The organism is Carboxydocella thermautotrophica (assembly GCA_003054495.1).
Classification (GTDB): domain Bacteria; phylum Bacillota.
In genome coordinates this window covers 864,953-887,112 of the sequence record CP028514.1, presented here as the reverse complement: position 1 = coordinate 887,112, position 22,160 = coordinate 864,953, and the positions used below count along the sequence as shown (strand labels likewise).

The window sequence follows — 22,160 nt, the reverse complement described above, 5'->3', positions numbered from 1 at the left end:
TCATTTCTCCTTACCTCCTTTGATTTTGCCAGGCCAGCACCTGGGCGAGAGCAATGGAATAGAACTTGGCATAGTGGCTATCCGCCCGGGATGTGAGAATAATAGGAGCACTGGCCCCTGTGATGGTTCCAGCTGTCTTAACACCACCAAAAGCTACCGCTGTCTTGTACAACACATTTCCCACTTCCAGATTGGGTACCAGCAGGATGTGAGCATCCCCCTGAATTTCCCCTTTCACCCCCTTGTGTAGAGCCGCTTCTCTGGAAAGAGCCACATCTAAGGCCAGTGGCCCATCCACTATGGCATGAGGAATTTGTCCTCTTTCACCCATTTTGGCCAGTACAGCCGCATCCAGGGTAGCAGGCATATCGGGATTAACCAGTTCCAGCCCGGCTATTACTGCCACTTTGGGCTGCTGGTAGCCCAGCGCCCTGGCTACCCCGACGGCATTATTGATCATCTCAACCTTCTGCTGTAAATTGGGATTGATCACCATGCCCCCATCAGTCATGAAGGTGATGCGGTCAGGTCCTGGTCCCTCCAGCAAGGCCACATGACTCAGCACCTTGCTTTTGCGTAGCCCGGTATCCTTGTCCAGAATTTGTTTCATAATTACAGCACTGTGAACCAGACCTTTCATCAGCATATCCGCCTGTCCGGTTTTTACTGCCACCACTGCCATCTGGCTGGCTTTGACAGGATCCCTTTCATGGATAACTTCAATCTCAGCCCTGTTCAGGTCCAGCCCTGCTTTGACAGCAGCCTTCTTGATTTCCTCCTCATCCCCAAATAGGCGGGCGGTAATCAGGTTTTCTTCGATGGCTTCCCTGACGGCTGCCAGTACTTCACAGTCCTGAGCCACCGCTACCGCCAGGCGCTGGGAGGGATAACTGCGGGCAGTTTCCACCAGCTGGTCAAAATTGGTAATCACTCACCGCTCACTCCTTCAGGATAAATTCGCACAGATTCTTCCCCGGCCAGGACACGAAAAACCCCCTCAGCCAGGGCTGGCAGTTCCTCTTCTCCCGGGTAGACAGTTATCGGCGCCAGCCAGTTTAAAGCTGAAGTCAATTGCTCCATTAACCAGTGGGAAAAAGCCATGCCTCCGGTAAACAGCAAAAACCGCGGTAATGTATCTAAAATGGCGGCCATCGCCCCGATTTCCTTAATCAATTGCTTTACCATGGCCTGTAAAGCCAGGCGGGCTTTCTCATCTCCTGCCTCTGCCCGCTTTTCCGCTTCCACCAAACTGTTGGTTTCCAGGTAGGAAACCAGTCCTCCACCCCCGACTAGCCTTTTGGCCAGGGGTGGATAGTGATAGTCCGTCTCTTCCGGCCAGTAAGCCAGTGCCGCTGAAGGCAGGGCCCCGGCCCGTTCCGGACTCATGGGTCCGCCCTGGTTGGCATTGCTGACATCAATGATTCTACCCTGCCGTACAGCCGCTACGGTGATGCCCCCACCCAGGTGAACAGCTACCCCGGTTAACTCCCGCGGGGAACAGGATTGTTCCTTTTGCCAGCGCAACAGGGCCCGTCGGATATTAAGGGCATGTAAATGGGAAAAACGCCTGATTTCCGGCAATCCAGTTCTCCGAGCTTCCGGAATCATTTCATCTACAGAAACAGGATCGACTATATATGCTTCCACCCCATAACGGTCAGCCAGCATTCTGGCCAGTATCCCGCCCAGATTGGAGGGATGCTGGCCTCCCCAGCCCTGTCTTAAATCTGCAAGCATGGCCTCATTGACCAGATAAGTGCCACTGTGCAAGGGGCGCAGTAACCCACCGCGTCCAACCACACCTACCAGTTTTCCGCCTCCCAGACCTTTCTCCGCCAGCAGACGCTCCAGGTCAGAAAGACGAAGGGGAAGCTGTTCCACAACATTTTCTCTATATGCTAGTTCAGCCACCGAATAGCGCAAGGTTTCCTGCCAGATCACTGTACCGTCTTCTGCAATAACCGCCACTTTTGTTGAAGTTGAACCCGGGTTAATCGCCAGTACTACCTGTTTTGCCATCATACTTCCCCCTTCAGCTATTAGTTTTAGCAAAAGCCATGCCAAAAAAGTGTTGTCTGAAAATTTTAGTTTTATGCTGTATAACTCCCGTTTTGACCGGATTGGACTTATACCCACAAGCACAAATTCGGCCAGGTCTTTTCTTTTGCAAAAAAAATCCTGCAATAAATTGCAGGATTTCTGGTCATCTGCATTTTTTTGCAGGTTAACGCAAGCCATAACGATCCATTTTATAGTAAAGGCTGCGCACAGCGATATTCAGTTTGCGGGCAGCCAGGGTTTTGTTGCCACCGCATTGAGCCAGCACATCACAGATTACCTGTCTTTCCACCCTGGCCAGAATTTCATCCAGGGTTTCTCCCTGCCAGCCACTATCCGGTAGCCGGTGTTCTCCCTCAACCTGAGGGCGGACCAGGCCCAGGGACGGCAAATGCCGGACGGCAATTACCGTATCTCCCGGGCGCATATTGATAATGGCCCGGCCGATCACATTTTCCAGTTCCCGAACATTTCCCGGCCAATCGTAGTTTTCCAGCACTTTCAGGGCTTCCGGTTCGATCCGTTCCACCTGCCGTCCAAATTCCCGGTTGAACTTACCGATCAGAAAACGGACCAGCAGGGGTAAATCCTGTTTCCGCCTCCGCAGCGGGGGAATGAAAATGGGAAAAACATTAAGCCGGTAATAAAGGTCCTCCCGGAAACTGCCTTCCCGGATTTTTTCCTCCAGATTGGCATTGGTGGCAGCGATTACACGGACATCCACAGGAACAGCCTTGGTGCCCCCGACCCGCCGCACTTCCTTTTCCTGCAAGACCCTGAGCAGTTTGGCCTGTAAGGTCAAGGAAATCTCCCCGATTTCATCCAGGAAAATGGTGCCCCCGTTGGCTTCCTCAAACAGCCCCCGTTTTCCGCCTTTTACCGCTCCGGTAAAGGCCCCTTCCTCATATCCGAAAAGCTCGCTTTCCAGCAGGGTATCAGTAAGGGAGGCGCAATTGACCCGGATAAACTTCTGGCTGCTGCGGGTACTGGCATTATGAATGGCATGGGCAAACAACTCCTTGCCTGTGCCGCTTTCCCCCCTGAGCAAAACGGTAGCAGGAGTAGCTGCCGCCCTTTCCGCCTGTTCCACAGCCAGTTTCAGTTCCTCACTCTGACCGATAATATCATCAAAGGTATATTTGGCTTCGAGATGGCGAATCAGACGGCGGGCATGCTCCAGTTCTTCTGTCAGTTTTTTGATTTCAGATAAATCGTGAATAACCCCAACACTGCCTTTTAATTCATTATTGACGATAATCGGGGCCACATTCACCATAACTTCCTTCTTGTTGGGTCCAATTTTCATGCGCACGCCCCGTACCGGCTGCCGGGTGCGCAGCACTTTATAATGCATGCTTTCCCCTTCCACAATATCCACTGTGGCCGGTTTATACAGGACATCCGCCTCTGTCAAACCGGTCAAACGGGTGTAAGCCGGGTTGATCAGAATTTGCATGCCGTTCTCATCCACTACCGAAATCGCATCATTGGTGGCATTGATAATGGCTTCCAGCATCGTCTTGATTTGCCGTACATTGGTCAACTCTTCTGCCAGAGCTTCAAAATCCCCCACATCGCGGAAAACCGCCACCGCCCCCACTACCCGTCCCTCTTCATCTTTCACAGGGACCCGGTTGGTTATGATGGTGGTTTTACCAAGATGCTGCTGTTGATTGAGCTCCGGCACGCCTGTCTCCAGCACAATATGCAGTCTGGTATTGGGAATAGCTTCCTGGGCTTTGCGGCCAATTACCTCTTCCCGCTTCAGTCCGGTCAAACGCTCTGCCGCTGCATTGAAGAGGGTAACAGCTCCCTCCCTGTTTACAGCGATCATGCCATCATGGGTGGAATCCAGGATCACTGCCAGTTCCCTGCTGCTAATTTCCATATCGCCCAGTCCTCCCCCTCTTGCTGCCTCCCGTTACTCCCGGCCCCATCTATCTATATAATCCAACCAGGGCGTGCGGGCAATAAGCTCAGTCAAAGAATATTTTTCCGTCAAAAAATGAAAGCCGATCAGAAAGAGAAGCCAGCCCAGCTGTCCCCAGGCAGGCAAGGCCCAGAGGGCTGATAATCCCAGAATCACCCCGAGTGGATTGGCTCCTGTATCCCCCAGCATACAGCGGGCTTTTAAATCAGCAGGCAGATAGGCAACCAGCATGCCGGCCGTTACCAGCCAAAAGCCCGCCGCCGCTGCCAGACCGGAAAGCAAAACCAGTAAACCGCCAAAAAGCAAAAAACCCTTGCCCGCCCGGCCTGGTCGCAAATCCAGCAGATTGATAGCGTTGATAGAAAGGGCTACCATCAGGCCGGCCAGCACTGTTTGAATCCACCCAATCCCGGTTCGGGGCTGGAATTCCAGCCAGGCCAGTACCAGACCCAGCCAGCCTCCCATGACTGCTTTTAAAGCTCCTGTTGTCATCCTGCCCCTGAACAGACTGCCCAGATGACCTTTTAACCCACTTACCCGGCGGGACCCCAGCACATCATCCAGCATACCCAGCAAGGTAAGAAAGGTTACCGCCAGAAGTAGTTGCAGGCCATGGTCCCGCTGCTCAGGAACCAGCCAAACTACCCCTGGCAATAGTATCAGCCAGACCAGAGGCAGAAAAACCCCAACCCCCAGCGGAATTTGTTCACCGCGAAAATTGGGACGCAAAAAACCCGCTTGCTGCCAGATGGCAAACAGGGACGGCAGGATCAACCTGGTCAGACCTGCACCAGCAAGAGCCAGTATCCACCAAACCATTATCTATACCTCCTGTGCAAATAGCAGAGGGTGCGCGCTACGTGATAGAACTGCCGTCCCCGGTGCCAAAAACCGGCCAAATCACGACCGGTCTCATCATGGGTCATGGCGCATTCTACCTCCAGAATGGGCAGTCCCGCCCGGGCTACCGCCACCGTCAAAGCTACCTCCACACCATAACCTTCAGCGAAACCGCCTGCCGTCTCCATCGCCTTCCGGGTTAGCCCGCGCTGTCCGGATAATGGGGCCTGGGGCAGGTAGCCACTTAAACGCTGGATCCCCCAGCGGGCCAGGCCTTTGACCAGCCCAAAGCCCCCTTTTTTGCTGGCCCTGGGAAAACGGGCAATGGTCATCTCCGCCCGTCCCTCCAGTAAAGGAGTCAGCAATTTAACCCCTTCAGCCGCTGTTTCCCCCAGATCGCCATCAAGTAGCAAAAGCAAATCTTCCCGGAATTCTTTCAATCCGCGGTTAAGAGCTCCTCCTTTTCCCAGATTGCGGGAGAGGCGAATCACCTCTGCTCCAGCCGCCTCGGCCAGTTCAGCTGTGCGATCAGTAGAAGCATCATCCACCACCACTACCCGGGTCACTCCCGGAATGGTCAAAGCGCTTTTAACCGTAGCAGCTATCTTTTTTTCCTCATTGTGGGCTGGTACTAACACCAGCACCTGGTACCGATCCTGGCAAGACAATCCTTTTAACCTCCCTGTTCAAATCCGGCAACAGCCGGCCGGCAGTTGCCTTGATACCATAATCCCCGGGCCGTCCTTCCATGGCTGCTACCAGTGCTACCTGGCCCATGGGAGTATCGATATTATCAATAGTGGAAATCTTATAACGCTGATAATTTTTCATGTAGGAAACTGCCACCCTGGAATATTCGGTTCCGAAAATTTCGATCCCTTTTTGCTGCAGGGCTTCAATCAGGGGCAAATCAATATTCTCTACCCGGAACTGAGCGGTCTGGGGTTGCTGACTGCCTCCGATAATAATCACCCCTTGCAGCGGCTGCCCGTAGGCTCCTGTAATTTTAAGCAGTTTCTTATCGGTCAGAAACTTGATGACCGCCAGATTATCTCCAACTACCAGACCCCGGGTTACCTGCCAGGTCATTTCCTTAACTATGGCCGCCTGGCTGTTGGGGTCTACTCCCAGAAAAGCCGCTACTTCCTTTTGTAATTGCGGATCAGCCAGCACGAAATCCCGGCTTAGCACCGAAGTGCTGGTTACCACCGCCCCTGCCTTTTTCAAAATATCCAGCAAGTCATCATTAAAGCCATAATCACCGGTATCGATTATGGCCACCCGGTAGCCAGTCAGGCGATTTTTAATCAAAACCGGCAGAACTTCTTTCACAAATTCCTCTTGTTGTGCCGATTCCTTTTGCTCTTTGGCCAGTTTTTCCATGGCCTCCTTGTTTTCACCCCGCAGTTTTTCCAGATCAGCCGCCAGGCGATCGGTCAATACCTTTTGTTGCTGGATCAGGGTATTATCCGTTTCCATGGCAGAGCCAATCAGAATCCCTATCCCCAGGGCCAAAAAGACAGCTACCAGGGAAACTATATGGTAGCGCAAATCAAACATTGCCTTAAGACTCCTCTCCAGTTAAATCCCCAGCAGTAATTTAAGCTGCAAATACATCAAGCGCGCCAGCTCGCGGGTAGCGGGTGCCGTGACGATAATAATAAAGATGGGAATAAGGGCCGCCACCACGATTTCCACCACATGCCTGGGTTTGAGCCGGTGCCGATAAAGCCGATTTACACCCCGCGCATCTACCAGAATGGACCCCACTTTCAGACGCACCAGAAAAGTGCTGGCCATCCCTTTTCTGCCTTTTTCCAGAAAATCGATGAAATTGGAATGGGTACCCACCGCTACCAGCAATTCAGCACCTTTTTCATAGGCCAGTAGCATGGCTATATCCTCACTGGTGCCAGGAGCGGGAAAAGTTCTGGCCTCAAGACCCAGTCGCTGCACTCGGGCCAGCCCAGGCGCCCGACCGTCAGGATAGGCATGAACGATCAACTCTGCCCCACAGGCCAGGGTTTCATCAGAAATGGAGTCCATGTCCCCTACAATCACATCAGGGCAATAACCAAACTCCACCAGGGCATCAGCACCACCGTCCACACCGATTAGCACCGGTTTAACTTCATCGATATAGCTTTTAATAGCCAGCAAATCTTCCCGGTAATTCTGCCCCCGCACTACGATCAGGGCATGCCGACCAGCAAACTGAGTCCTGGTTTCCGGAATAGCCACTTCCCCCAGAATCAATCCCTGTTCCTTCTCGGCATACTGCAGGGTATTTTCCAGGAAATCCTTGAGAACCCCGGCGATATTGGCCTTGGCATTGGCCAGCTGCCGTTCCACCTCATCAATAGTCAGCCATTGCCCAAAACCGGCCAATTTATCGCCCACCCAAATTTCCCCGTTCTCTTTTATCAGCACCTGTTGCCCTTCCCGCAGGGTTTCCATGATACTTTCCCCGGCCAGGTCAATCAGGGGGATTCCGTTTTGCAAAAGGGCCCTGGGCCCCAGGTTGGGATAACGGCCGGAGATACTGGCTGCAGCATTGACCACCGCTTTTACCCGGGCTTTAACCAGGCTCATGGCTGCCACTTCGTCCAGATCCTGGTGATTGATAACCGCAATTTCTCCTGGTTTGATTCTTTTGGCCAGGTTCTTGGTTTTTTTATCCACACGGGCAATGCCCTTGATTTCCATGGTTTTTTCACCTCAAAAAGATTTTACCCTATTTACTACCTCTATGCAACTCCTTGCAAAAAAGAGCAGCGAGGGCAAGCCTCGCTGTCTTAGCTAACTTTGGCAGTTATACGCAGTTTATCGGCTATCATAGCGATAAACTCACTATTTGTGGGTTTGCCCCTTTCATTATTAACTGTGTAACCGAAGAACTTGTTCATCATCTCCACATTGCCCCGGTCCCAGGCCAGCTCAATAGCATGGCGAATGGCTCTTTCCACCCGGCTAGGAGTGGTATTGTATTTCTCAGCAATGGCAGGATAGAGTTCCTTGGTAATCGCTCCTAACAAATGGACATGGTCCACCACCATCAAAATAGCTTCCCGTAAATATTGATATCCCTTGATATGGGCAGGTACTCCCATTTCATGGATGATGTTGGTCACCAGCACATCCAGGTTTTTGGTTTTGGCGACAGGAGTATAGGCAGGAATGGTATAGCCGGTGTCCACCATTTGCCTGATGCGATGGCTTAAAACATTGAAATCAAAGGGTTTCAACAGGTAATAATCTGCCCCCAGCTGCATTGCCTTCTGGGTCACGGTTTCCTGACCAAAAGCGGTAAGCATTAAAATTTTTGGCCGCTTCGGCAGATCCAGGGTCTGCATTCTTTCCAGTACCCCAATCCCATCCAAATGAGGCATAATTAAATCCAGAATGATTAAATCTGGTTGCTCCGATTGGATTAGTTCCAGAGCTTCCAGTCCATTATGAGCTACTCCGACCAGAATGAAATCCTCATCCCGGGTCAGGTGTTTGCTCAACATATCACAAAATTCCCGGTTATCATCAACTAAGAGGATTTTCACATCTTTGTACATCATCTTTTCGCCCCCTGTACACCACTTCTTTTTCTTTTTATTGTCTATAATTCCATTCGACGCTAGACTGGTTATTCCTGCTTTTATTGCATAAACAATTTCTACAAAAAAATTTACCGCCTAACTGGCGGCTTTTTTCCAGGTTTCGACAAGGCCCGCTTCTTCTAACATTTTTTCGATATAACATCCATAACCCAGACGGGGATTATTGACTAAAACATGAGTAACCGCTCCCACAATTCGACCTTTTTGGATTATGGGGCTACCAGACATACCCTGAATGATTCCGCCTGTTTCTTTTAAAAGCCTGGGATCGGTAATTTCCACCACCATTCCCTTACCATCCGGTCGATCAGGGGGCAACAATTTTTTTATTTTGATGGTAAAGGCTTCTACTTTTTCGCCATTTATAACTGTTAAAATTTGGGCCGGTCCTGTTTCTACCTGGTTATTGCTTACTACTGGCAGAGGCCGGCTGGCAGGAAACTTGCCATAAATCCTGCCAAAAATACCCACCTGAGTGTTATGGGTAATTTCACCCCACCAGCTGCCATCGTCCACAAAAACTCCCAATTTTTCTCCAGGAAATCCTTCTTTGCCTTTATGAATGGCCTGTACTACTGCTCGTACAATCTTGCCTTCCCGGATGTCAATGGGTTCACTGGTATCACTATCGGCTATTATATGACCCAGGGCACCAAAATAAGCTTTTTTGGGTTCAATAAAAGTAAGAGTGCCAACTCCAGAAGCACTATCCCGAATGTATAAACCAATCCGATAACTCTGGGTTTCGGGACAAAAACGCGGAGTTACGGCCACCTGTAACCGGGTACCGCGCCGTTCAATAGTAAGGATAGCTTTTTCTCCTTTTTGCCCAATTTGTGTAATTATCTCTGCCATTTCCTTCTCATTGTTAATATTTTTCCCATTGATAGCCAGAATGGTATCTCCAATTAACACCCCGGCATCCCGGCCCGGATATATTTTTTCTTCCCCCTCACTGGTAATAGGTGCATAACCTACTACCATTACACCCCTGGATTTTAATAATACTCCGATAGACTGTCCCCCGGGTATCAAATGCATCTCCGGCAGAACCCTGACAGTAAAGCGATGCAACGGTAAAAACCCAAACAATTTTACCGCCAGTTCGGCTTCTCCCGGTTCTCTGGCAACCGGTTGACCCTGTTGCAAGGAAATAGCCGGTGAGTAATTAACATTAACGATTTGCAAAAAGCGCTGCCAGGTTTTAGGCCAGTTGATGGCGAGGGTAAGTTTTTCTCCCACCACTGCTTGCTGGGCGGTAGGCAAAGCGGAAAAATAATGGACTGGAGCCTGAATGAAGGCGGAAATCAGCAGGAAAACCAGCAAAATACCTTTCCTCACCCTATTTCCCTCCTTTATGACCTGATTGCTTTAAATGACACCTCCTTTAAGCGATTTTTGCGGCTAATCATAACTTGTCCTGTTCCTTATTTTCTTATACTGCCGCTTTAAAACAGGGAAAGAAAAACAAATGCAGGCTAAAAAGCCTGCAGCAAATTTTTACATGGTCAGTGAACCAAATTGTGTCTCAATCACCTTTAAAACCTTTTCGACACTACCATTTTTTACATTAAAATATTCATAATACAATTCGCCTGCCAGTTTGCCTTTCACTTCCCAGCAGAGAATTTCATTGCGACTGGGAGTGGGAATCAAAGCCAGCTTAATATGTTCCACTTTCAGCTCCGGAGGCAGTTTTTTCTTGATAGCTTCCGGTTTAACCAGGACAGGGGGCAACTGGCGCTGAATATGGGACATCAGATAACCAGTAGCCTCAAAGCCGAGGATTTGTCCATTGTCCAGGGCTACCTTGATCTTTACCAGATCAGGATAAAGCAACACCCCGTCCTGAACCGCCACCAGGGCCACCGTGGCAATTCCGTCTTCCCGTAAAACATAAGTGGGTGCCAGGTTATCATAACCCCGCAAGCGGGCAAAAGCTACTGCCCGTTTTTCCGCCTCCTCAGCCGAGAGTACGGGTTCAGCCAATTTGCGCCGGTGTAGCATCCAGATAACTTTACCGCCTTTTTTGCTAATGTCCATAATTATCCGTTCTTCTGAGGTTTTCCCGGCCGGCACCAGTTCTAGACTGAAGGCGGGGATTTTCCCCCTGACATCCCCTTTAGTCCGCACTTCCCAGACCTTGCCCTGACCATCAATAAAACTGCGAGCAATATCCATAGCGCGGGCCAGGGTGATATTTTCCCCGCTTAAGCCCCGCGGCAAGGCCCGTTCTAAATGTTCGGAAAAAGGCCCATCGTAGATTAATGCAGGTGTATCCTGCATTGCCTTGGCAACTGGCTTCATATCCAGCGGCTGCGGTTTACGGGCCTGACGCCCCAGGGTACTGCCGCTTTCCCGGCGCACCTCGGCCAGATAAACCCGCCCATCCTGCACATCCTGGACTGCCACCTGCAATTCGGCATTCAGCTTCTGGGCCTGGCGATAGAGTTTTTGCAGCTGCTCTCTTTCCTTCTTCCCCGGTAACTTGCCTTCAGCATTGCGTTTATTGAGAAAATAGGCATAATCCCCTAGCTGGTTTAGAAATTTGGCTGTTTTAACTGTGGTGGAATTGCTCAATGGCAGCTGACCCAGATTTTCCTGGGCAGTGATCGCCTCATACCAGAGGTCAGCCAGTATAGCCGCATTGGCCTTAGGATCCATTGCCACCAGGCTTTTGCCCAGTAGCATCTCGGCATTGCCTACATGGTCGGCTAAATTATAAAAGGAACGCTGATAGTGATTACTTAACAGTTTTTCCAGATCCTCTTTCATCATTTTTTGCTGCCAGCCCCACCAGCCTACTCCTAGTAAGCCCAAACTGAGCAAAAAAATCGCTATTCTCTGTCCACGCATACCATCATCTCCTCTCAGCGCGCAAACACATGGTCTCCAATCCGGCGAATAATCGGACGGGACCAGATCCAGCTGCTTACCGGTTTACTGGGATTCCAGAAGAAGAGAGCTCCCTGGGTAGGATCATAGCCATTCAAGGCATCCCGGGCTGCCTGCAGGGCTGTAGCTGAAGGCGGCCTATTAATCAGTCCATTGGACACACTCTCAAAGGCCAGAGGCTGAAAAATCACATCAGCTATAGTGTTGGGAAACAGGGGGCTGGCCACCCGGTTTAAAACCACTGCCGCTACAGCTACCTGTCCTTCATAGGGTTCCCCACCAGCTTCAGCCTGTACCAGGCGAGCCAGTAAAGTCAGGTCATTGCGCCGCATCAGCCCCCGGCTGATTGTTGTGGTGGTCCGCACTGCCCTGGCTGGAGAAGTCCAGAGGCCCATAGCTTTCAGAGTGGCAGGCCCGACTACTCCATCAGGAGTCAATCCATTAGCCCGCTGGAATTTTCTCACCGCCGTCCAGGTCGATGACCCGTAGATCCCGTCAATTGGCCCCGTGTAATACCCCCAGGCCTTGAGTTTGGCTTGAACAGACCTTACATCTGCCCCGGAGCTCCCCCAGAACAGAGTGCGGGAGATGGCTGGCAAACTTTGTTCTGCCCAGTGCCAGCCCCAGCCCAGAAGTAAGAGGAAGATCATCAGCATCCCTAGCAGGGTTTTGCGTTCCATTTTTTTCATCCTTTCCCGCCAATTCTTTTCCGACCATAGTTTGCCTGCTCAGGGACTTAAATATGCAAAAGCGCAGAGCCTTAGCCCTGCGCTTTCAGAAGTTCTCCCGTATGTTCGCCACCTACCATGCGGGCCAGTTCTGTCAGCCTTTCCTCCGCTGCCAGAGTTTTGACCCGGGTAAAAGTTCTTTCCCCAACTACTTCTTTATAAATGTAGAAATGTTGATCAGCCAGACCTGCTACCGCCGGAGAGTGGGTGATGCTCAGGACCTGATACTGCTGGCCCAGCTGGGCCAGCTTTTCTCCTACCTTGCGGGCTGCTGCCCCGCTCAAGCCAGCATCCACTTCATCAAAAACCAGGGTGATTCCCGGTTCCTCAGTTAGCAAAACAGTGCGTAAAGCCAGTAAAATCCGGGATAATTCCCCACCAGAAGCGATTTTGGCCAGGGGCTTCAGAGGTTCTCCCGGGTTGGGGCTGAGGAAAAATTCCGCATCGCTGCCACCGTTCTGGCTCCAGTGTTCCGTTGGAGACAGCTGGACAGAGAAACGGGAACCGGCCATGGCCAGATCCGCTAATTGATTTTCAATCGCTCTGGCCAGGAGAATAGCGGCCTGTCTTCTTTGCCCATTGACCACCTCTGCCAGCTCTTTCCCCTCTTGTTCCAGCTGTTCCAGTTGTAGCTGGATTTCCTCCAGATTCTCTTCCGCCTGTTCCAGTTTGTTCAGCTCCAGTTTGATCTGTTCCCGGTAAGCCAGCACATCCGTCACCGTACTGCCATATTTCTTACAGAGCTGTTTAATCAAATCCAGTCGCTCCTGAGCCAGTTCCAGCCCTTCCGGGTCAAACTCGATTTTTTCCTGATAACGGCTCAGCTCCCGGGCCAGCTCTTCCAGGCGATAATAGCACTCCTCCACCTCAGTAGCCAGCGGAGTTGCTCCCTGATGCAGGCGAGCCAGCTGTTTCACTTCCTCCATCACCTGGGCCAGCAGGTCCAAAGCAGCCGGCTGACGGCCACTTCCTGCCGCCAGCAGTTCATAGGCCCTGCCACAGGACTGGGCCAACCTCTCCGCCTGACCCAGTAATTGTACCCTTTCCAGCAGTTCTTCCTCTTCCCCTGGTTGTAACTGGGCCTTATCGATTTCCTGCAGCTGGTAACGGAGTAAATCTATTTCCCGCCAGCGCTGCCGGCCGCTGGCCTGCAGTTCCTCCTTTGTTGCCAGCAGCTGGCGATAACGCCGGGCCAATTGGGCAAGCTGCCTGACCTGCTGGCAATGGTCCCGCCCGGCATAACGGTCCAGCAGTTCTAAGTGCCGTTCCGGTCTGAGCAAAAACTGCTGCTGGTGCTGAGCATGAATCTCGGCCAGGCCACCTATCAGCTCCCGATACTGGTTCAAAGGCAATAAACGGCCATTAATGCGGCACTGGCTGCGGCCATTCAGGTTCAATACCCTCTCCAGAAAAATAGTGCCGTCTTCCTCCGGTTCAATCCCCTGTTGCTGCAGTTTTACCACCCAGCCTTCCCGGTCAGCTGGCAAAAAAACCCCGCTTACTCTGGTTTCCTGGGCCCCATGGCGGATAAATTCAGTAGCCCCTCTAGCCCCGGTCAAAAGGGCAAGGGCATCCATGATAATGGACTTACCAGCCCCGGTCTCCCCGGTAAAAACAGTGAAGCCTTCTGCCAGCTCCAGTTCCAGCCTCTCAATCAGGGCAAAATTTTCGATACACAAGGTGAGGAGCATCATCGCTACCCCCTATCCCAGCATCATCTCTTTAAAACGGGTTACCACCTGTTCAGTTGCCTCTTTGGGTTTAACAATAACCAGAATAGTATCATCACCGGCTACCGTCCCCATGATTTCCTCCCACTGAGCCCCATCAATGGTGGAGGCCACCGCCTGGGCGGTTCCCGGCAAGGTTTTGATGACAATCAGGTTATCACAGTGGTCTATATGAGCTACGGAATCAAGAAAAATACGGCGCATTCGCTCTTCACTGTGCTCAATTACCGAATCCCGGGGCAAACCATAGCGATAGGTCCCATCTCCGGTGGGAATCTTGACCAGGCGCAATTCCTTGATATCCCGGGACACAGTGGCCTGAGTTACTTCAATGCCACGGGCCCGCAATTCCTCCGCTAGTTCCTCCTGGGTTTCAATAACTTTCTCCTCAATGATATCTAAAATCAGGCGCTGGCGCATTGCCTTCATCGCCAATTATCCTCCTTTTTCCACCAGTAATAAATAGGGCGCTGTCTGAGAGCGGTTCAACAGCCGCTGTGACCAAACATTATAACATCTGGGTAAAGCCGCTGCCCAGCTCTCCACCTCCCGGGCTTCCTCCTCACCGCCAGCGTGACCTGTATAGATAGCAATGGCAATTATTCCTCCCGGTAAAAGCAGTTCCACTGCCTGTTGCAGGGCGTTAAGGGTGGTCTCGGCCAGGGTAATCACCCTTTTGTCACTGCCTGGCAAATAACCCAGATTAAAAACCACTGCCTTGACCGGCTCTGAAACATACCGCTTAAGATGCTGGTGCCCATCCGGAATCAGTTCTACCCGGGCAGCCAGTCCGGCTGCCTCTAGCCGCTCTTTGGTATTGCTAATAGCTGTCTCCTGAACATCAAAGGCCCAGACCTTGCCGTTTTCCCCCACCAGTTCAGCCAGATACTGCGTATCATGGCCATTGCCACAGGTCGCGTCCACCGCCCGGTCGCCTGGCCGTACTACCTGAGCCAACCAGAAGTGGCTGAGAGCCACCGCTCCTGCCAATGGACTAGACATTGCACCGGTCACCCGCTTTCAGTTTCTGGCGCAAGACCTGGAAGAAAGTGCGGTCCGTTAACTTGATAAACCGCGCTCTTACCCCAGCCCGTTGCACACAGATCAAATCATCCGGTTCCAGCACTACTCCATGCTGTCCATCCACGGTCAACATAGCCTGTCCCTCATAATGACCCACTCTGATCATGACTTCGGCTTCAGGCCCCACTACCATGGGCCGGGAAGTAAGAGAATGAGGACAGATCGGGGTAATCAGCAGCACTTCCAGATGGGGTGGGACAATGGCCCCGCCTGCGGACAGGGAATAGGCAGTAGAACCAGTAGGAGAAGCCACGATAATCCCATCAGCGGGTATGGTGGAGACATGTTCCCGGTTGACGAAAATATCCAGTGGCAGCAGGCGGGCAAAAGCCCCCTTGGTCACTACCACGTCATTTAAGGCAATAGCGGTTTCCAGCAGCCTTCCCTGTCGCTGTACCCGGGTCTCCAGCATCATCCTTTCCTCGATCCGGTAGGCAGCTGCTGCCAGCCGCTCCAGGGCCCAGTCCAGGTCATGTACCTCGATTTCCGTTAAAAAACCGAGCTGGCCGAAATTGATACCAAGAACAGGGATACCCCGGGGTGCCAGGTCCCTTGCGGCCTGCAGGAGGGTACCATCCCCTCCTAACACCAGGACAAAATCTGCCTCCTCCTGGTCGATTTGCCAGCCCAGCTCCTTGAGACGAGTGCGGAGATAGTTTCCTGTTTCCACTGCTCCCATTTTTTGTTGGTTAATAATTAAACCAACGGTTTTGTTTTTCATCAGTTTCCTCCTTGCTCCAGGCCCAGGGAAAATTTCAGACCTGCCTCGATTTTGGGCACCAGCCGCCCGGGCAGTCTCCCGATTATCTCCAGTAAACGCTTGCGTTCGATGGTGAGAATAACGTTAAGCAAGACCGAACTGTTTTTCAAACCCGTTTCTGCCGCATTCTCTGCCCCCAGTGGTACTTGCAGGGGATCATCCAGACAATCCCCCGGTTTACAGGGTACAATGGGAGCCACAATTACCAGCGGGCTGACCCGGTTGCCCCAGTTATTCTGAATCACCAGTACCGGCCCTGTCCGCTCCCGGTCGTTAAAAAAATACCGGGCCAGCACGATATCTCCTCTTTTGATCTCCAGTCCATTCATAAATTATTGTCCCCTTTCCGGGCAAATAAAATTGACCCTGCTTCTGTTTAATTATAATATAGTAAAAAACAGCAACGCAAGGAGGCTTTCACATGAGTTTAGCTACCCTCTTTTCTCCCTGGGCCAGTTTCTACCGACCTCCTCTTTTCGCCCTCCTGCCCGTTGACGATCCCGGGCTAGGAGAGCTTTATCATCATCTACCCTATCACCTTCAACCCGTAGATTTGCTGGCTTCAGCCCGGACTATTCTCATTTATTTTCTACCTTTCCCGCCAGAAGTGATTGCTGCCAATCGCCAGCAACCTGATACCGCTCCCCTCTGGGCAGAATATTATGTTCGGACCAATCAGGTAATCGGCCAATTTAACCAGGCCATTGCTCACTGGCTGGAACAGGCAGGTTATCATGCTGCCTGGCAACCGGCTACCCATAATTTTGATGAAAAGACCTTGACTGCTCCCTGGTCCCACAAAAGCCTGGCAGTTGCCGCCGGTCTGGCTGTCTTTGGCCGCCACCAGCAGGCCATCACGGCAGCTGGCTGTGCCGGGCGCTTTGGCAGTCTGGTGACTGATGCCCCTCCCGACTGGCTGTCAACCCAGCTGCCCCCGGCACCGCCACCAGAGCCCTGTCTTGATTGTGGCTATTGCTGGCGGGTCTGTCCAGTCGGTGCCTTGACCGCAACGGGGCTGGACAAGCAAAAATGCTATAGTCGTCTACTGGAGGTAGCAGCCCGGTTCACTCACCTTGGCATCTGTGATGTCTGTGGCAAATGTTCCGTTGGCCCCTGTGCCGCCTGGGAAAAGGAATAAAAGAACGGGAAAAAGGGCAGGATATCCCTGACTTATCCGCATAAGGAGGCCAAACCATGTATTTACGCCACCTGAAACGGCTGGGATTACTGCCTTTTTACTTTTCCCTGCTCCCCGAACACAAGCAACTGCTGCTAAGTTATGGCTTTGCCGACCCTGTCTACACCCAAACCCTGCGCCGCCCCTGCCAGTTTCTCTGGGTTACAGCAGCCAATGCTCTGCCCCATGGACACTGGGATTTCTGTGAGTTCATCCTGCACTTTGCCTGGCAGCTGGCGGAAAAGCAGGGCTTACAGGCAGATCTGGCCCACATTCATGCCAATCTGGCCCAGCTCTATTCTGACCAGGTTTTGACAAAACAGAAGGCAGTGGAAAAATGCCTTTTCCACTGCCAGCAAGTGCTGAAAACCGGCTATTTTACCCGCTGGGCCCAGCAGCTGCTGGAGGAAATGTCCCAGCTCTATTGACCTAGGCCAGACGGCTCTGTACCACTGCCACCGCTTTTTCCTTCAGTTCCCGGGCCCGGGCCACCAGCTGATCCCGTTCGGCTTTGGCCTGGGCAACATAGGCCTCATCCTTGATCATGGGCAAATTGATGTCCACGCTGAGTAAAACAGCATTTAAAGCCGCTTCCGCCACATAAGCCCCTACTCCCACATCGCTGATAGCTCCCTTGTTGCCAATTCCACTCAAACGGTCGGCCAGCTCCAGGGCCTTTAAGCAAACCCGGGCGATTTCCAGCGGCGTGTCAGTAGCGCTTTTGAGAGCTTCCTGCATTTTGGCTGCCCGCAGGGCTTTTTCTTCTTCAGTGTTTTTGGGCATTTTCAATACTTCCATGAAGTTGCCGAATTCCTTAATATCCTGAGCAGTCAGTTGTTCCAGGCGAGCCATTACTGCTTGAATTTCCTGCAGAATTTCTTTAACTTCCGGCTCTACATCCTTGTATTTTTCCTTGCCTACCGTCAAATTGGCCACCATTGAAACCATGGATGCTGCCAGACTGCCTACCAGGGCTGAGACACTGCCACCCCCTGGGGTTGGGCTGTCAGAAGCAGCTACTTTCAAAAATTCGCGCACAGAAAGGTCAAAAACGTGACTCATCCAACCAGTACCCCCTTTATTGTTGCTGGCGCTGCAGGCGAATGCCTTTCAGCACATTCCGGTAAATCAGAGCTGTGGTAAGGCTACCCACGCCACCGGGTACGGGTGTAATCCAGCCAGCTACTTCTTTTGCTGCTTCAAAGTCCACATCCCCGCAGATGCCACCATCGATTTCATTGATCCCGGCATCTACTACCACTGCTCCTGGCTTGATCATATCAGCCTTGATCATTTTGGCCTTACCCACAGCGGCGATGAGAATGTCCGCCTGGCGGGTGTGATAGGCCAGATCAGGGGTACGGCTATGGCATACAGTAACCGTAGCATTTTCCTTCAGAATCATGAACACCAGGGGTTTACCCACTGTTTCACCCCGACCCACGATTACAGCATGTTTACCGGCAATCGGCAGGCCAGAGCGCTTAATCACCTCAATACAGCTTTCCGGAGTGGCAGGAAAGAGGCCCTCCTCCCCGCTCAGTATGTAGCCCCGGTTGATGGGATGTACCCCATCTACATCCTTTAAAGGAGAAACGGTTTTCATCACCCGCTCCTTGCTGATGTGTTTGGGCAAGGGCAGTTCCACCATGATACCGTGGACCGTTTCATCCCCGTTGAGTTTTTCAATCAGCGCGATAACCTCTTCTTCCTGGGTGGAGCCGGGCAGATGGAAAAGTTCAAATTCAAATCCCAGTTTGGTCCCGGCATTTTTCTTGGAGTTGGCATAGACCACCGATGCCGGATCATCTCCCACCAGCACCACTGCCAGTTTGGGGTTGATCCCCTCTTCTTTCAATTTGCTGACCTCCGCCGCCACTTCCTCCCTGATGGTAGCGGCAATGGCTTTGCCATCGATTAAATTGGCAGCCACTCAAATCACTCCCCTCCCAATGATTTCAACCGTATATATTCTACGGGAAGGGAATTTTTCCTGCTGAGTTGTCAAACTATTCTATAATTTAAATTTGGTCGTTAAGCTCTGTAACTGACTGGCCAGTTGAGCTAGATTTTGAGCTGCATTGCTGATCTGTTCGGAAGTAGCATTCAGCTCTTCTGTAGAAGCGCTGATTTCTTCACTATTGCTGGAGCTGATTTCACAGCTACTCAGTACCTGACCGATGGCATCCCGCACCTGTTCACTGGAAGCCGCCATTTCCTCAGCAGCGGCGCTGTTTTCTTCGGTAATTGCAGCCACGCTGTCTACCGCTTTCAACACTTCCCCTGTCCCGGCCGAAATCTGTTCAATTACGGCAGACAGATTTTGCATTTGTTCATTGGCCTGCTCAATCATGGTGATAATTTCCTTGAGGGCTTTCTCAGCGGCATCAGCCAGCTGCACGCCATTTTCCACTTCTTCGGTTCCACTTTCCATAGCTGTTACAGCCTGGGCAGTGCCCCTCTGAATAGTATTGACCAGATTGGCGATTTCCTTGGTAGCTTTGCTGGATCGTTCCGCCAGCTTCCGCACCTCATCTGCCACCACAGCAAAGCCTTTGCCGTGTTCCCCGGCCCGCGCTGCCTCAATGGCTGCATTTAATGCCAGCAAGTTGGTCTGTTCAGCAATCTCGTCGATCACCTGGATAATCTGGCCGATTTGCTCGGAGTAATGCCCCAGCTCCCGGATTTTTTCTGCCGATTCCAGCACCACATTGCGAATCCGGTGCATCCCCCGGATGGTTTCTTCTACCGCCCTTCCCCCGGCTTCTGCCACTTCGGTCGTGCGGGTAGCTACCTGGGCCACCTGGGCCGTGTTCTGACTGGCCTCTTCTACCCCCTTGACCATCTGATTAATCATTTCCGCCATTTGCGTAACGTTCAGTGCCTGTTCCTGAGCCCCCCGGGCAATCTGGTCGATAGCATTGTTCAGCTGTTCCATCATTACCGCTGCGTTTCCGGCAGTAGCACACTGCTGATTGTTAGCTGCTGCCAGCTCCGTTATGGAGCGGGCAACCTGGGTGGAAACCGACACTCCCGCTTCTGCTGCTGCATTCAGTTGCTGGGCAGTTGCTGCTACCTGCTGGGCTGAATCTTGCAAATTGCCCAGCAATCGCCGCAGGTTTTCTACCATTGTGGTGAAACTGCCGGACAGAATCTTGATTTCATCTTCAGTTTGCACTTCCGGAATTTTAACTGCCAGGTCCCCTTGAGCTACTAGCTCGGTAGTGGCAGCCAGTTCAACCACAGGCCGGGAGAGTTTATTAGCCATGCGCCAGGCAGTCAGCAGACCCAGGACCAGACCGACCAGGGTAATAAAAATATTGATAAGATTGGCCTGAATTGAAGTTTGCTGAGCTGAGTCCACTGCCCTCTTCACTTCTTGCTCAATCAGCCCAATCAATTCACTGCTAATCTGATCATAGGCTTTGGCGTAGAGTAAAGACTTTTGGGCCAGTTCCATACCCTTCTGTTTATTGCCATTGCGAAAAGCACTGATGATTTCCTGACAGATCGTCACATAGGCTTTATGTTCAGCTCTCAACTGCTCGAGTTTCTGAATTTCCGCTTGAGAAACAAGCGCTTTTTCCAATCTACCAGCTGTTACATCCCATTCCTTTTGCATCTCCGTAAACTGACTGGCATAATCCTCGTTCCCATAGAGCATGTAGGCTCTGACCAGTCCGCGCAAATTTAATTCATCCCCCCGAAGTTCCGCGACAGTTAGCGCAGCTGGCATATCCTGTCTAATTATTTCACCATAGATCTCATGCATTTTACGCATATTGATAAAGCTGCTTATACTGAGTATGATCGCTACCGCTAATAAGCTAAAGAATGTGACAAGCAATTTTCTTTTGATTGTCCAGTAACTCACTTCCATTCTCTCCTCTCTGGATTTCCATACCCGCTGCCTTTCCGCCAGCCAAATTTGTTCAATAAGTTGCAATCTTATTTTATATATTCTTCACCGCTAAACTTTTTCCTGCAAATTTATGGTTTTTTCGACAACTTTTGTTCAGTGACAACATAGTGGTAAAAAAGCAAGCCCTCATTCCAGTTGAACGAGGGCTAAATTGTAGTCTTTATTTAATTTTCATCCAGTATCCGCTTTTCACCGCTAATGGCCTGCAAAGGCTTGATATTCTGGGTTACTTCCAGGGTACCAGCATATTCGCCCTTCTCATTGCGCACTGCAAAATAGGTAATGTAAACATACATGCCATTGAAAGGCAACCAGAACTCGGCTTTATTGCGCCGACCGTGCTTGAAATCGTCCAGGATTTTCTCCACTATATGCACACTGTCAGGCGGATGGCAGTTCTGCACCCTGCGCCCGATAATAGCGGGAGTACGGGCAAAAATGCGTTCCGGGCCCTGGGAGAAGTAACGCACTACATCATCTCTATCTACGAAGGTAATATCCACCGGCAGGTGGTTGAATATGAGGGTAATTTCTTCTAAAGTCAACTCCCCCACACCGACTTTTAACTTCCCTGTCGCCGCAACCTGGCCTTCCGCCTGAGTTGCCGCGACATCAAGCCCCGCTGCCCGCCATTTTTGTGCTGGCTCAATCAGAGTATAACCGATTTCATCGCTCTGGTCATAAATGGCCTGCCACTGAGCCGGAGTAAATTTGTCCAGACACATAGGAAAGAGGATATTTTCTTCTTTAAAAATCATGCTGGTTACTGCTTCCAGAGCGGGTAAGGCTACCTTCCGGGCAAAAGCTACTATTTCTTCCCTTTCTGCCGGTGGGCTGGCCAAAAACTGACGGACTTGTTTGAGCAGAGCCCGGATATCATCATGGACAGCCCACATTACCTTGGAAGGCCCGGAAATTCCATGTTGCTCCAAATAGGGGAAAACTATGTTTTCCTTGCGGCTGTAATGCTTTTCGATCTCCATTAAACTGCTGTGAACCTGTCGCCACTCTGCCAGCAGTTCCTTCAGCTCTTCGGGCTCTGCTGTAGCCAGGCGGTCAATAATTTTTCGCTCTTCAGCCACAACCTGTTCAATGGCCCGGTTTTCCAGCTTGAAGGTGTGTACCGGGTGGCCCGGTTCCTCCTCCGGCCGCCCTTGCTTCTCCAATCCCTCCTGGAACAGGGCAGCATGGACATCACATAACCGCTTCACTTCCTGTTCACTCAATTCGCCGGAGGCGATCAGTTCCTGTTCCAGGGCCCCTACTTCGCTGGCTCCTACTTTCTCCAGGAGATGTTTAAACTCCCTTTTCAATACCTCCGGGTCTTTGCCAGCATGCAGGGCCAGGATAATTTCCTTGAGCTGCTGGCGTTTTTCTTTGCCATTATCGATCAGTTCACTCATCTTGCTCTCTCCTTTCGTCCCTG

General features: G+C 51.5%; 22 protein-coding genes. 2 read left to right on the top strand and 20 right to left on the bottom strand.

All coding sequences use genetic code 11. The features are described 5' to 3' along the window. Positions 1-10 precede the first annotated feature (10 nt). The 16 genes from CTH_RS04375 to CTH_RS04300 all read right to left on the bottom strand — a co-directional run bounded on the left by CTH_RS04375 (position 11) and on the right by CTH_RS04300 (position 15,964). Positions 11-931 carry a bifunctional enoyl-CoA hydratase/phosphate acetyltransferase gene (locus CTH_RS04375; protein WP_078665023.1) on the bottom strand — a complete coding sequence of 307 codons (921 nt, stop codon included), beginning with the start codon at positions 929-931 and terminating at the stop codon, positions 11-13. Beyond that, the gene (buk, locus tag CTH_RS04370; RefSeq protein ID WP_159071827.1) at positions 928-2,019 is read right to left on the bottom strand and encodes a butyrate kinase; all 1,092 of its coding nucleotides are present in this window, start codon (positions 2,017-2,019) and stop codon (positions 928-930) included. Before buk ends, CTH_RS04375 begins: the two co-directional genes overlap by 4 nt. A gap of 205 nt (positions 2,020-2,224) precedes the next feature. After that, positions 2,225-3,946 carry a sigma-54 interaction domain-containing protein gene (locus tag CTH_RS04365; RefSeq protein ID WP_078665021.1) on the bottom strand — a complete coding sequence of 574 codons (1,722 nt, stop codon included), beginning with the start codon at positions 3,944-3,946 and terminating at the stop codon, positions 2,225-2,227. Between the two features lie 33 nt (positions 3,947-3,979). Next, positions 3,980-4,807 (bottom strand): MraY family glycosyltransferase, encoded by an 828-nt coding sequence (locus CTH_RS04360; protein ID WP_078665020.1) that lies wholly within the window; start codon positions 4,805-4,807, stop codon positions 3,980-3,982. Beyond that, complete coding sequence (locus tag CTH_RS04355) at positions 4,807-5,496, bottom strand: glycosyltransferase (RefSeq protein WP_078665019.1); 690 nt, start codon at positions 5,494-5,496, stop codon at positions 4,807-4,809. Before CTH_RS04355 ends, CTH_RS04360 begins: the two co-directional genes overlap by 1 nt. Continuing rightward, positions 5,444-6,388 carry a copper transporter gene (locus tag CTH_RS04350; protein WP_078665018.1) on the bottom strand — a complete coding sequence of 315 codons (945 nt, stop codon included), beginning with the start codon at positions 6,386-6,388 and terminating at the stop codon, positions 5,444-5,446. Before CTH_RS04350 ends, CTH_RS04355 begins: the two co-directional genes overlap by 53 nt. Before the next feature lie 21 nt (positions 6,389-6,409). After that, positions 6,410-7,534 carry a putative cytokinetic ring protein SteA gene (steA, locus tag CTH_RS04345; RefSeq protein ID WP_078665017.1) on the bottom strand — a complete coding sequence of 375 codons (1,125 nt, stop codon included), beginning with the start codon at positions 7,532-7,534 and terminating at the stop codon, positions 6,410-6,412. Between the two features lie 89 nt (positions 7,535-7,623). Next, positions 7,624-8,397, bottom strand: a complete 774-nt coding sequence (gene spo0A, locus CTH_RS04340; protein WP_079932898.1) for a sporulation transcription factor Spo0A — start codon at positions 8,395-8,397, stop codon at positions 7,624-7,626. 117 nt (positions 8,398-8,514) lie between these two features. Then, positions 8,515-9,780 (bottom strand): SpoIVB peptidase, encoded by a 1,266-nt coding sequence (spoIVB, locus tag CTH_RS04335; protein WP_159071826.1) that lies wholly within the window; start codon positions 9,778-9,780, stop codon positions 8,515-8,517. A gap of 159 nt (positions 9,781-9,939) precedes the next feature. Beyond that, positions 9,940-11,295 (bottom strand): germination protein YpeB, encoded by a 1,356-nt coding sequence (gene ypeB / locus CTH_RS04330; RefSeq protein WP_078665014.1) that lies wholly within the window; start codon positions 11,293-11,295, stop codon positions 9,940-9,942. 14 nt (positions 11,296-11,309) lie between these two features. Beyond that, positions 11,310-12,023: a spore cortex-lytic enzyme gene (gene sleB, locus CTH_RS04325; protein WP_078665013.1), complete on the bottom strand. Its 714-nt coding sequence runs from the start codon at positions 12,021-12,023 to the stop codon at positions 11,310-11,312. A gap of 71 nt (positions 12,024-12,094) precedes the next feature. Then, positions 12,095-13,753 (bottom strand): DNA repair protein RecN, encoded by a 1,659-nt coding sequence (gene recN / locus CTH_RS04320; RefSeq protein ID WP_159071825.1) that lies wholly within the window; start codon positions 13,751-13,753, stop codon positions 12,095-12,097. Between the two features lie 12 nt (positions 13,754-13,765). Beyond that, positions 13,766-14,221: an arginine repressor gene (gene argR / locus CTH_RS04315; RefSeq protein ID WP_078665011.1), complete on the bottom strand. Its 456-nt coding sequence runs from the start codon at positions 14,219-14,221 to the stop codon at positions 13,766-13,768. A gap of 6 nt (positions 14,222-14,227) precedes the next feature. Next, on the bottom strand, positions 14,228-14,794 hold the full coding sequence (gene mnmM / locus CTH_RS04310) for a tRNA 5-(aminomethyl)-2-thiouridylate-methyltransferase MnmM (protein WP_079906990.1): 567 nt from the start codon (positions 14,792-14,794) through the stop codon (positions 14,228-14,230). Next, complete coding sequence (locus tag CTH_RS04305; RefSeq protein WP_107753181.1) at positions 14,787-15,596, bottom strand: NAD(+)/NADH kinase; 810 nt, start codon at positions 15,594-15,596, stop codon at positions 14,787-14,789. Before CTH_RS04305 ends, mnmM begins: the two co-directional genes overlap by 8 nt. Continuing rightward, positions 15,596-15,964, bottom strand: coding sequence for a type II toxin-antitoxin system PemK/MazF family toxin (locus CTH_RS04300; protein ID WP_078665008.1), 369 nt, complete (start codon positions 15,962-15,964; stop codon positions 15,596-15,598). The genes CTH_RS04305 and CTH_RS04300 overlap by 1 nt, the downstream gene beginning before the upstream one ends. 92 nt (positions 15,965-16,056) lie before the next feature. Between CTH_RS04300 and CTH_RS04295 the strand changes: the two genes are divergently transcribed. Beyond that, positions 16,057-16,773 (top strand): 4Fe-4S binding protein, encoded by a 717-nt coding sequence (locus tag CTH_RS04295; RefSeq protein ID WP_107753179.1) that lies wholly within the window; start codon positions 16,057-16,059, stop codon positions 16,771-16,773. 56 nt (positions 16,774-16,829) lie between these two features. Beyond that, positions 16,830-17,240 carry a hypothetical protein gene (locus CTH_RS04290; RefSeq protein WP_078665006.1) on the top strand — a complete coding sequence of 137 codons (411 nt, stop codon included), beginning with the start codon at positions 16,830-16,832 and terminating at the stop codon, positions 17,238-17,240. 1 nt (position 17,241) lies between these two features. On the opposite strand, the gene CTH_RS04285 is transcribed toward CTH_RS04290, so the two are convergent. From CTH_RS04285 to CTH_RS04270, 4 genes are all read right to left on the bottom strand, one after another. Continuing rightward, positions 17,242-17,874: a cyclodeaminase/cyclohydrolase family protein gene (locus tag CTH_RS04285; protein ID WP_078665005.1), complete on the bottom strand. Its 633-nt coding sequence runs from the start codon at positions 17,872-17,874 to the stop codon at positions 17,242-17,244. 16 nt (positions 17,875-17,890) lie between these two features. Next, the gene (locus tag CTH_RS04280) at positions 17,891-18,745 is read right to left on the bottom strand and encodes a bifunctional 5,10-methylenetetrahydrofolate dehydrogenase/5,10-methenyltetrahydrofolate cyclohydrolase (RefSeq protein ID WP_107753177.1); all 855 of its coding nucleotides are present in this window, start codon (positions 18,743-18,745) and stop codon (positions 17,891-17,893) included. Positions 18,746-18,826: 81 nt separating this feature from the next. Next, positions 18,827-20,686: a methyl-accepting chemotaxis protein gene (locus CTH_RS04275; protein ID WP_159073816.1), complete on the bottom strand. Its 1,860-nt coding sequence runs from the start codon at positions 20,684-20,686 to the stop codon at positions 18,827-18,829. Between the two features lie 212 nt (positions 20,687-20,898). Further along, positions 20,899-22,137 (bottom strand): DUF438 domain-containing protein, encoded by a 1,239-nt coding sequence (locus tag CTH_RS04270; RefSeq protein WP_107753173.1) that lies wholly within the window; start codon positions 22,135-22,137, stop codon positions 20,899-20,901. Positions 22,138-22,160 lie beyond the last annotated feature (23 nt).

Excerpts from the sequence above, each read along its gene's own strand:
- buk (WP_159071827.1), bottom strand. The coding sequence starts at position 2,019 with ATGGCAAAACAGGTAGTACTGGCGATTAACCCGGGTTCAACTTCAACA.
- CTH_RS04365 (WP_078665021.1), bottom strand. The coding sequence starts at position 3,946 with ATGGAAATTAGCAGCAGGGAACTGGCAGTGATCCTGGATTCCACCCAT.
- CTH_RS04360 (WP_078665020.1), bottom strand. The coding sequence starts at position 4,807 with ATGGTTTGGTGGATACTGGCTCTTGCTGGTGCAGGTCTGACCAGGTTG.
- CTH_RS04350 (WP_078665018.1), bottom strand. The coding sequence starts at position 6,388 with ATGTTTGATTTGCGCTACCATATAGTTTCCCTGGTAGCTGTCTTTTTG.
- steA (WP_078665017.1), bottom strand. The coding sequence starts at position 7,534 with ATGGAAATCAAGGGCATTGCCCGTGTGGATAAAAAAACCAAGAACCTG.
- spo0A (WP_079932898.1), bottom strand. The coding sequence starts at position 8,397 with ATGATGTACAAAGATGTGAAAATCCTCTTAGTTGATGATAACCGGGAA.
- ypeB (WP_078665014.1), bottom strand. The coding sequence starts at position 11,295 with ATGCGTGGACAGAGAATAGCGATTTTTTTGCTCAGTTTGGGCTTACTA.
- sleB (WP_078665013.1), bottom strand. The coding sequence starts at position 12,023 with ATGAAAAAAATGGAACGCAAAACCCTGCTAGGGATGCTGATGATCTTC.
- recN (WP_159071825.1), bottom strand. The coding sequence starts at position 13,753 with ATGCTCCTCACCTTGTGTATCGAAAATTTTGCCCTGATTGAGAGGCTG.
- argR (WP_078665011.1), bottom strand. The coding sequence starts at position 14,221 with ATGAAGGCAATGCGCCAGCGCCTGATTTTAGATATCATTGAGGAGAAA.
- mnmM (WP_079906990.1), bottom strand. The coding sequence starts at position 14,794 with ATGTCTAGTCCATTGGCAGGAGCGGTGGCTCTCAGCCACTTCTGGTTG.
- CTH_RS04305 (WP_107753181.1), bottom strand. The coding sequence starts at position 15,596 with ATGAAAAACAAAACCGTTGGTTTAATTATTAACCAACAAAAAATGGGA.
- CTH_RS04300 (WP_078665008.1), bottom strand. The coding sequence starts at position 15,964 with ATGAATGGACTGGAGATCAAAAGAGGAGATATCGTGCTGGCCCGGTAT.
- CTH_RS04295 (WP_107753179.1), top strand. The coding sequence starts at position 16,057 with ATGAGTTTAGCTACCCTCTTTTCTCCCTGGGCCAGTTTCTACCGACCT.
- CTH_RS04290 (WP_078665006.1), top strand. The coding sequence starts at position 16,830 with ATGTATTTACGCCACCTGAAACGGCTGGGATTACTGCCTTTTTACTTT.
- CTH_RS04285 (WP_078665005.1), bottom strand. The coding sequence starts at position 17,874 with ATGAGTCACGTTTTTGACCTTTCTGTGCGCGAATTTTTGAAAGTAGCT.
- CTH_RS04270 (WP_107753173.1), bottom strand. The coding sequence starts at position 22,137 with ATGAGTGAACTGATCGATAATGGCAAAGAAAAACGCCAGCAGCTCAAG.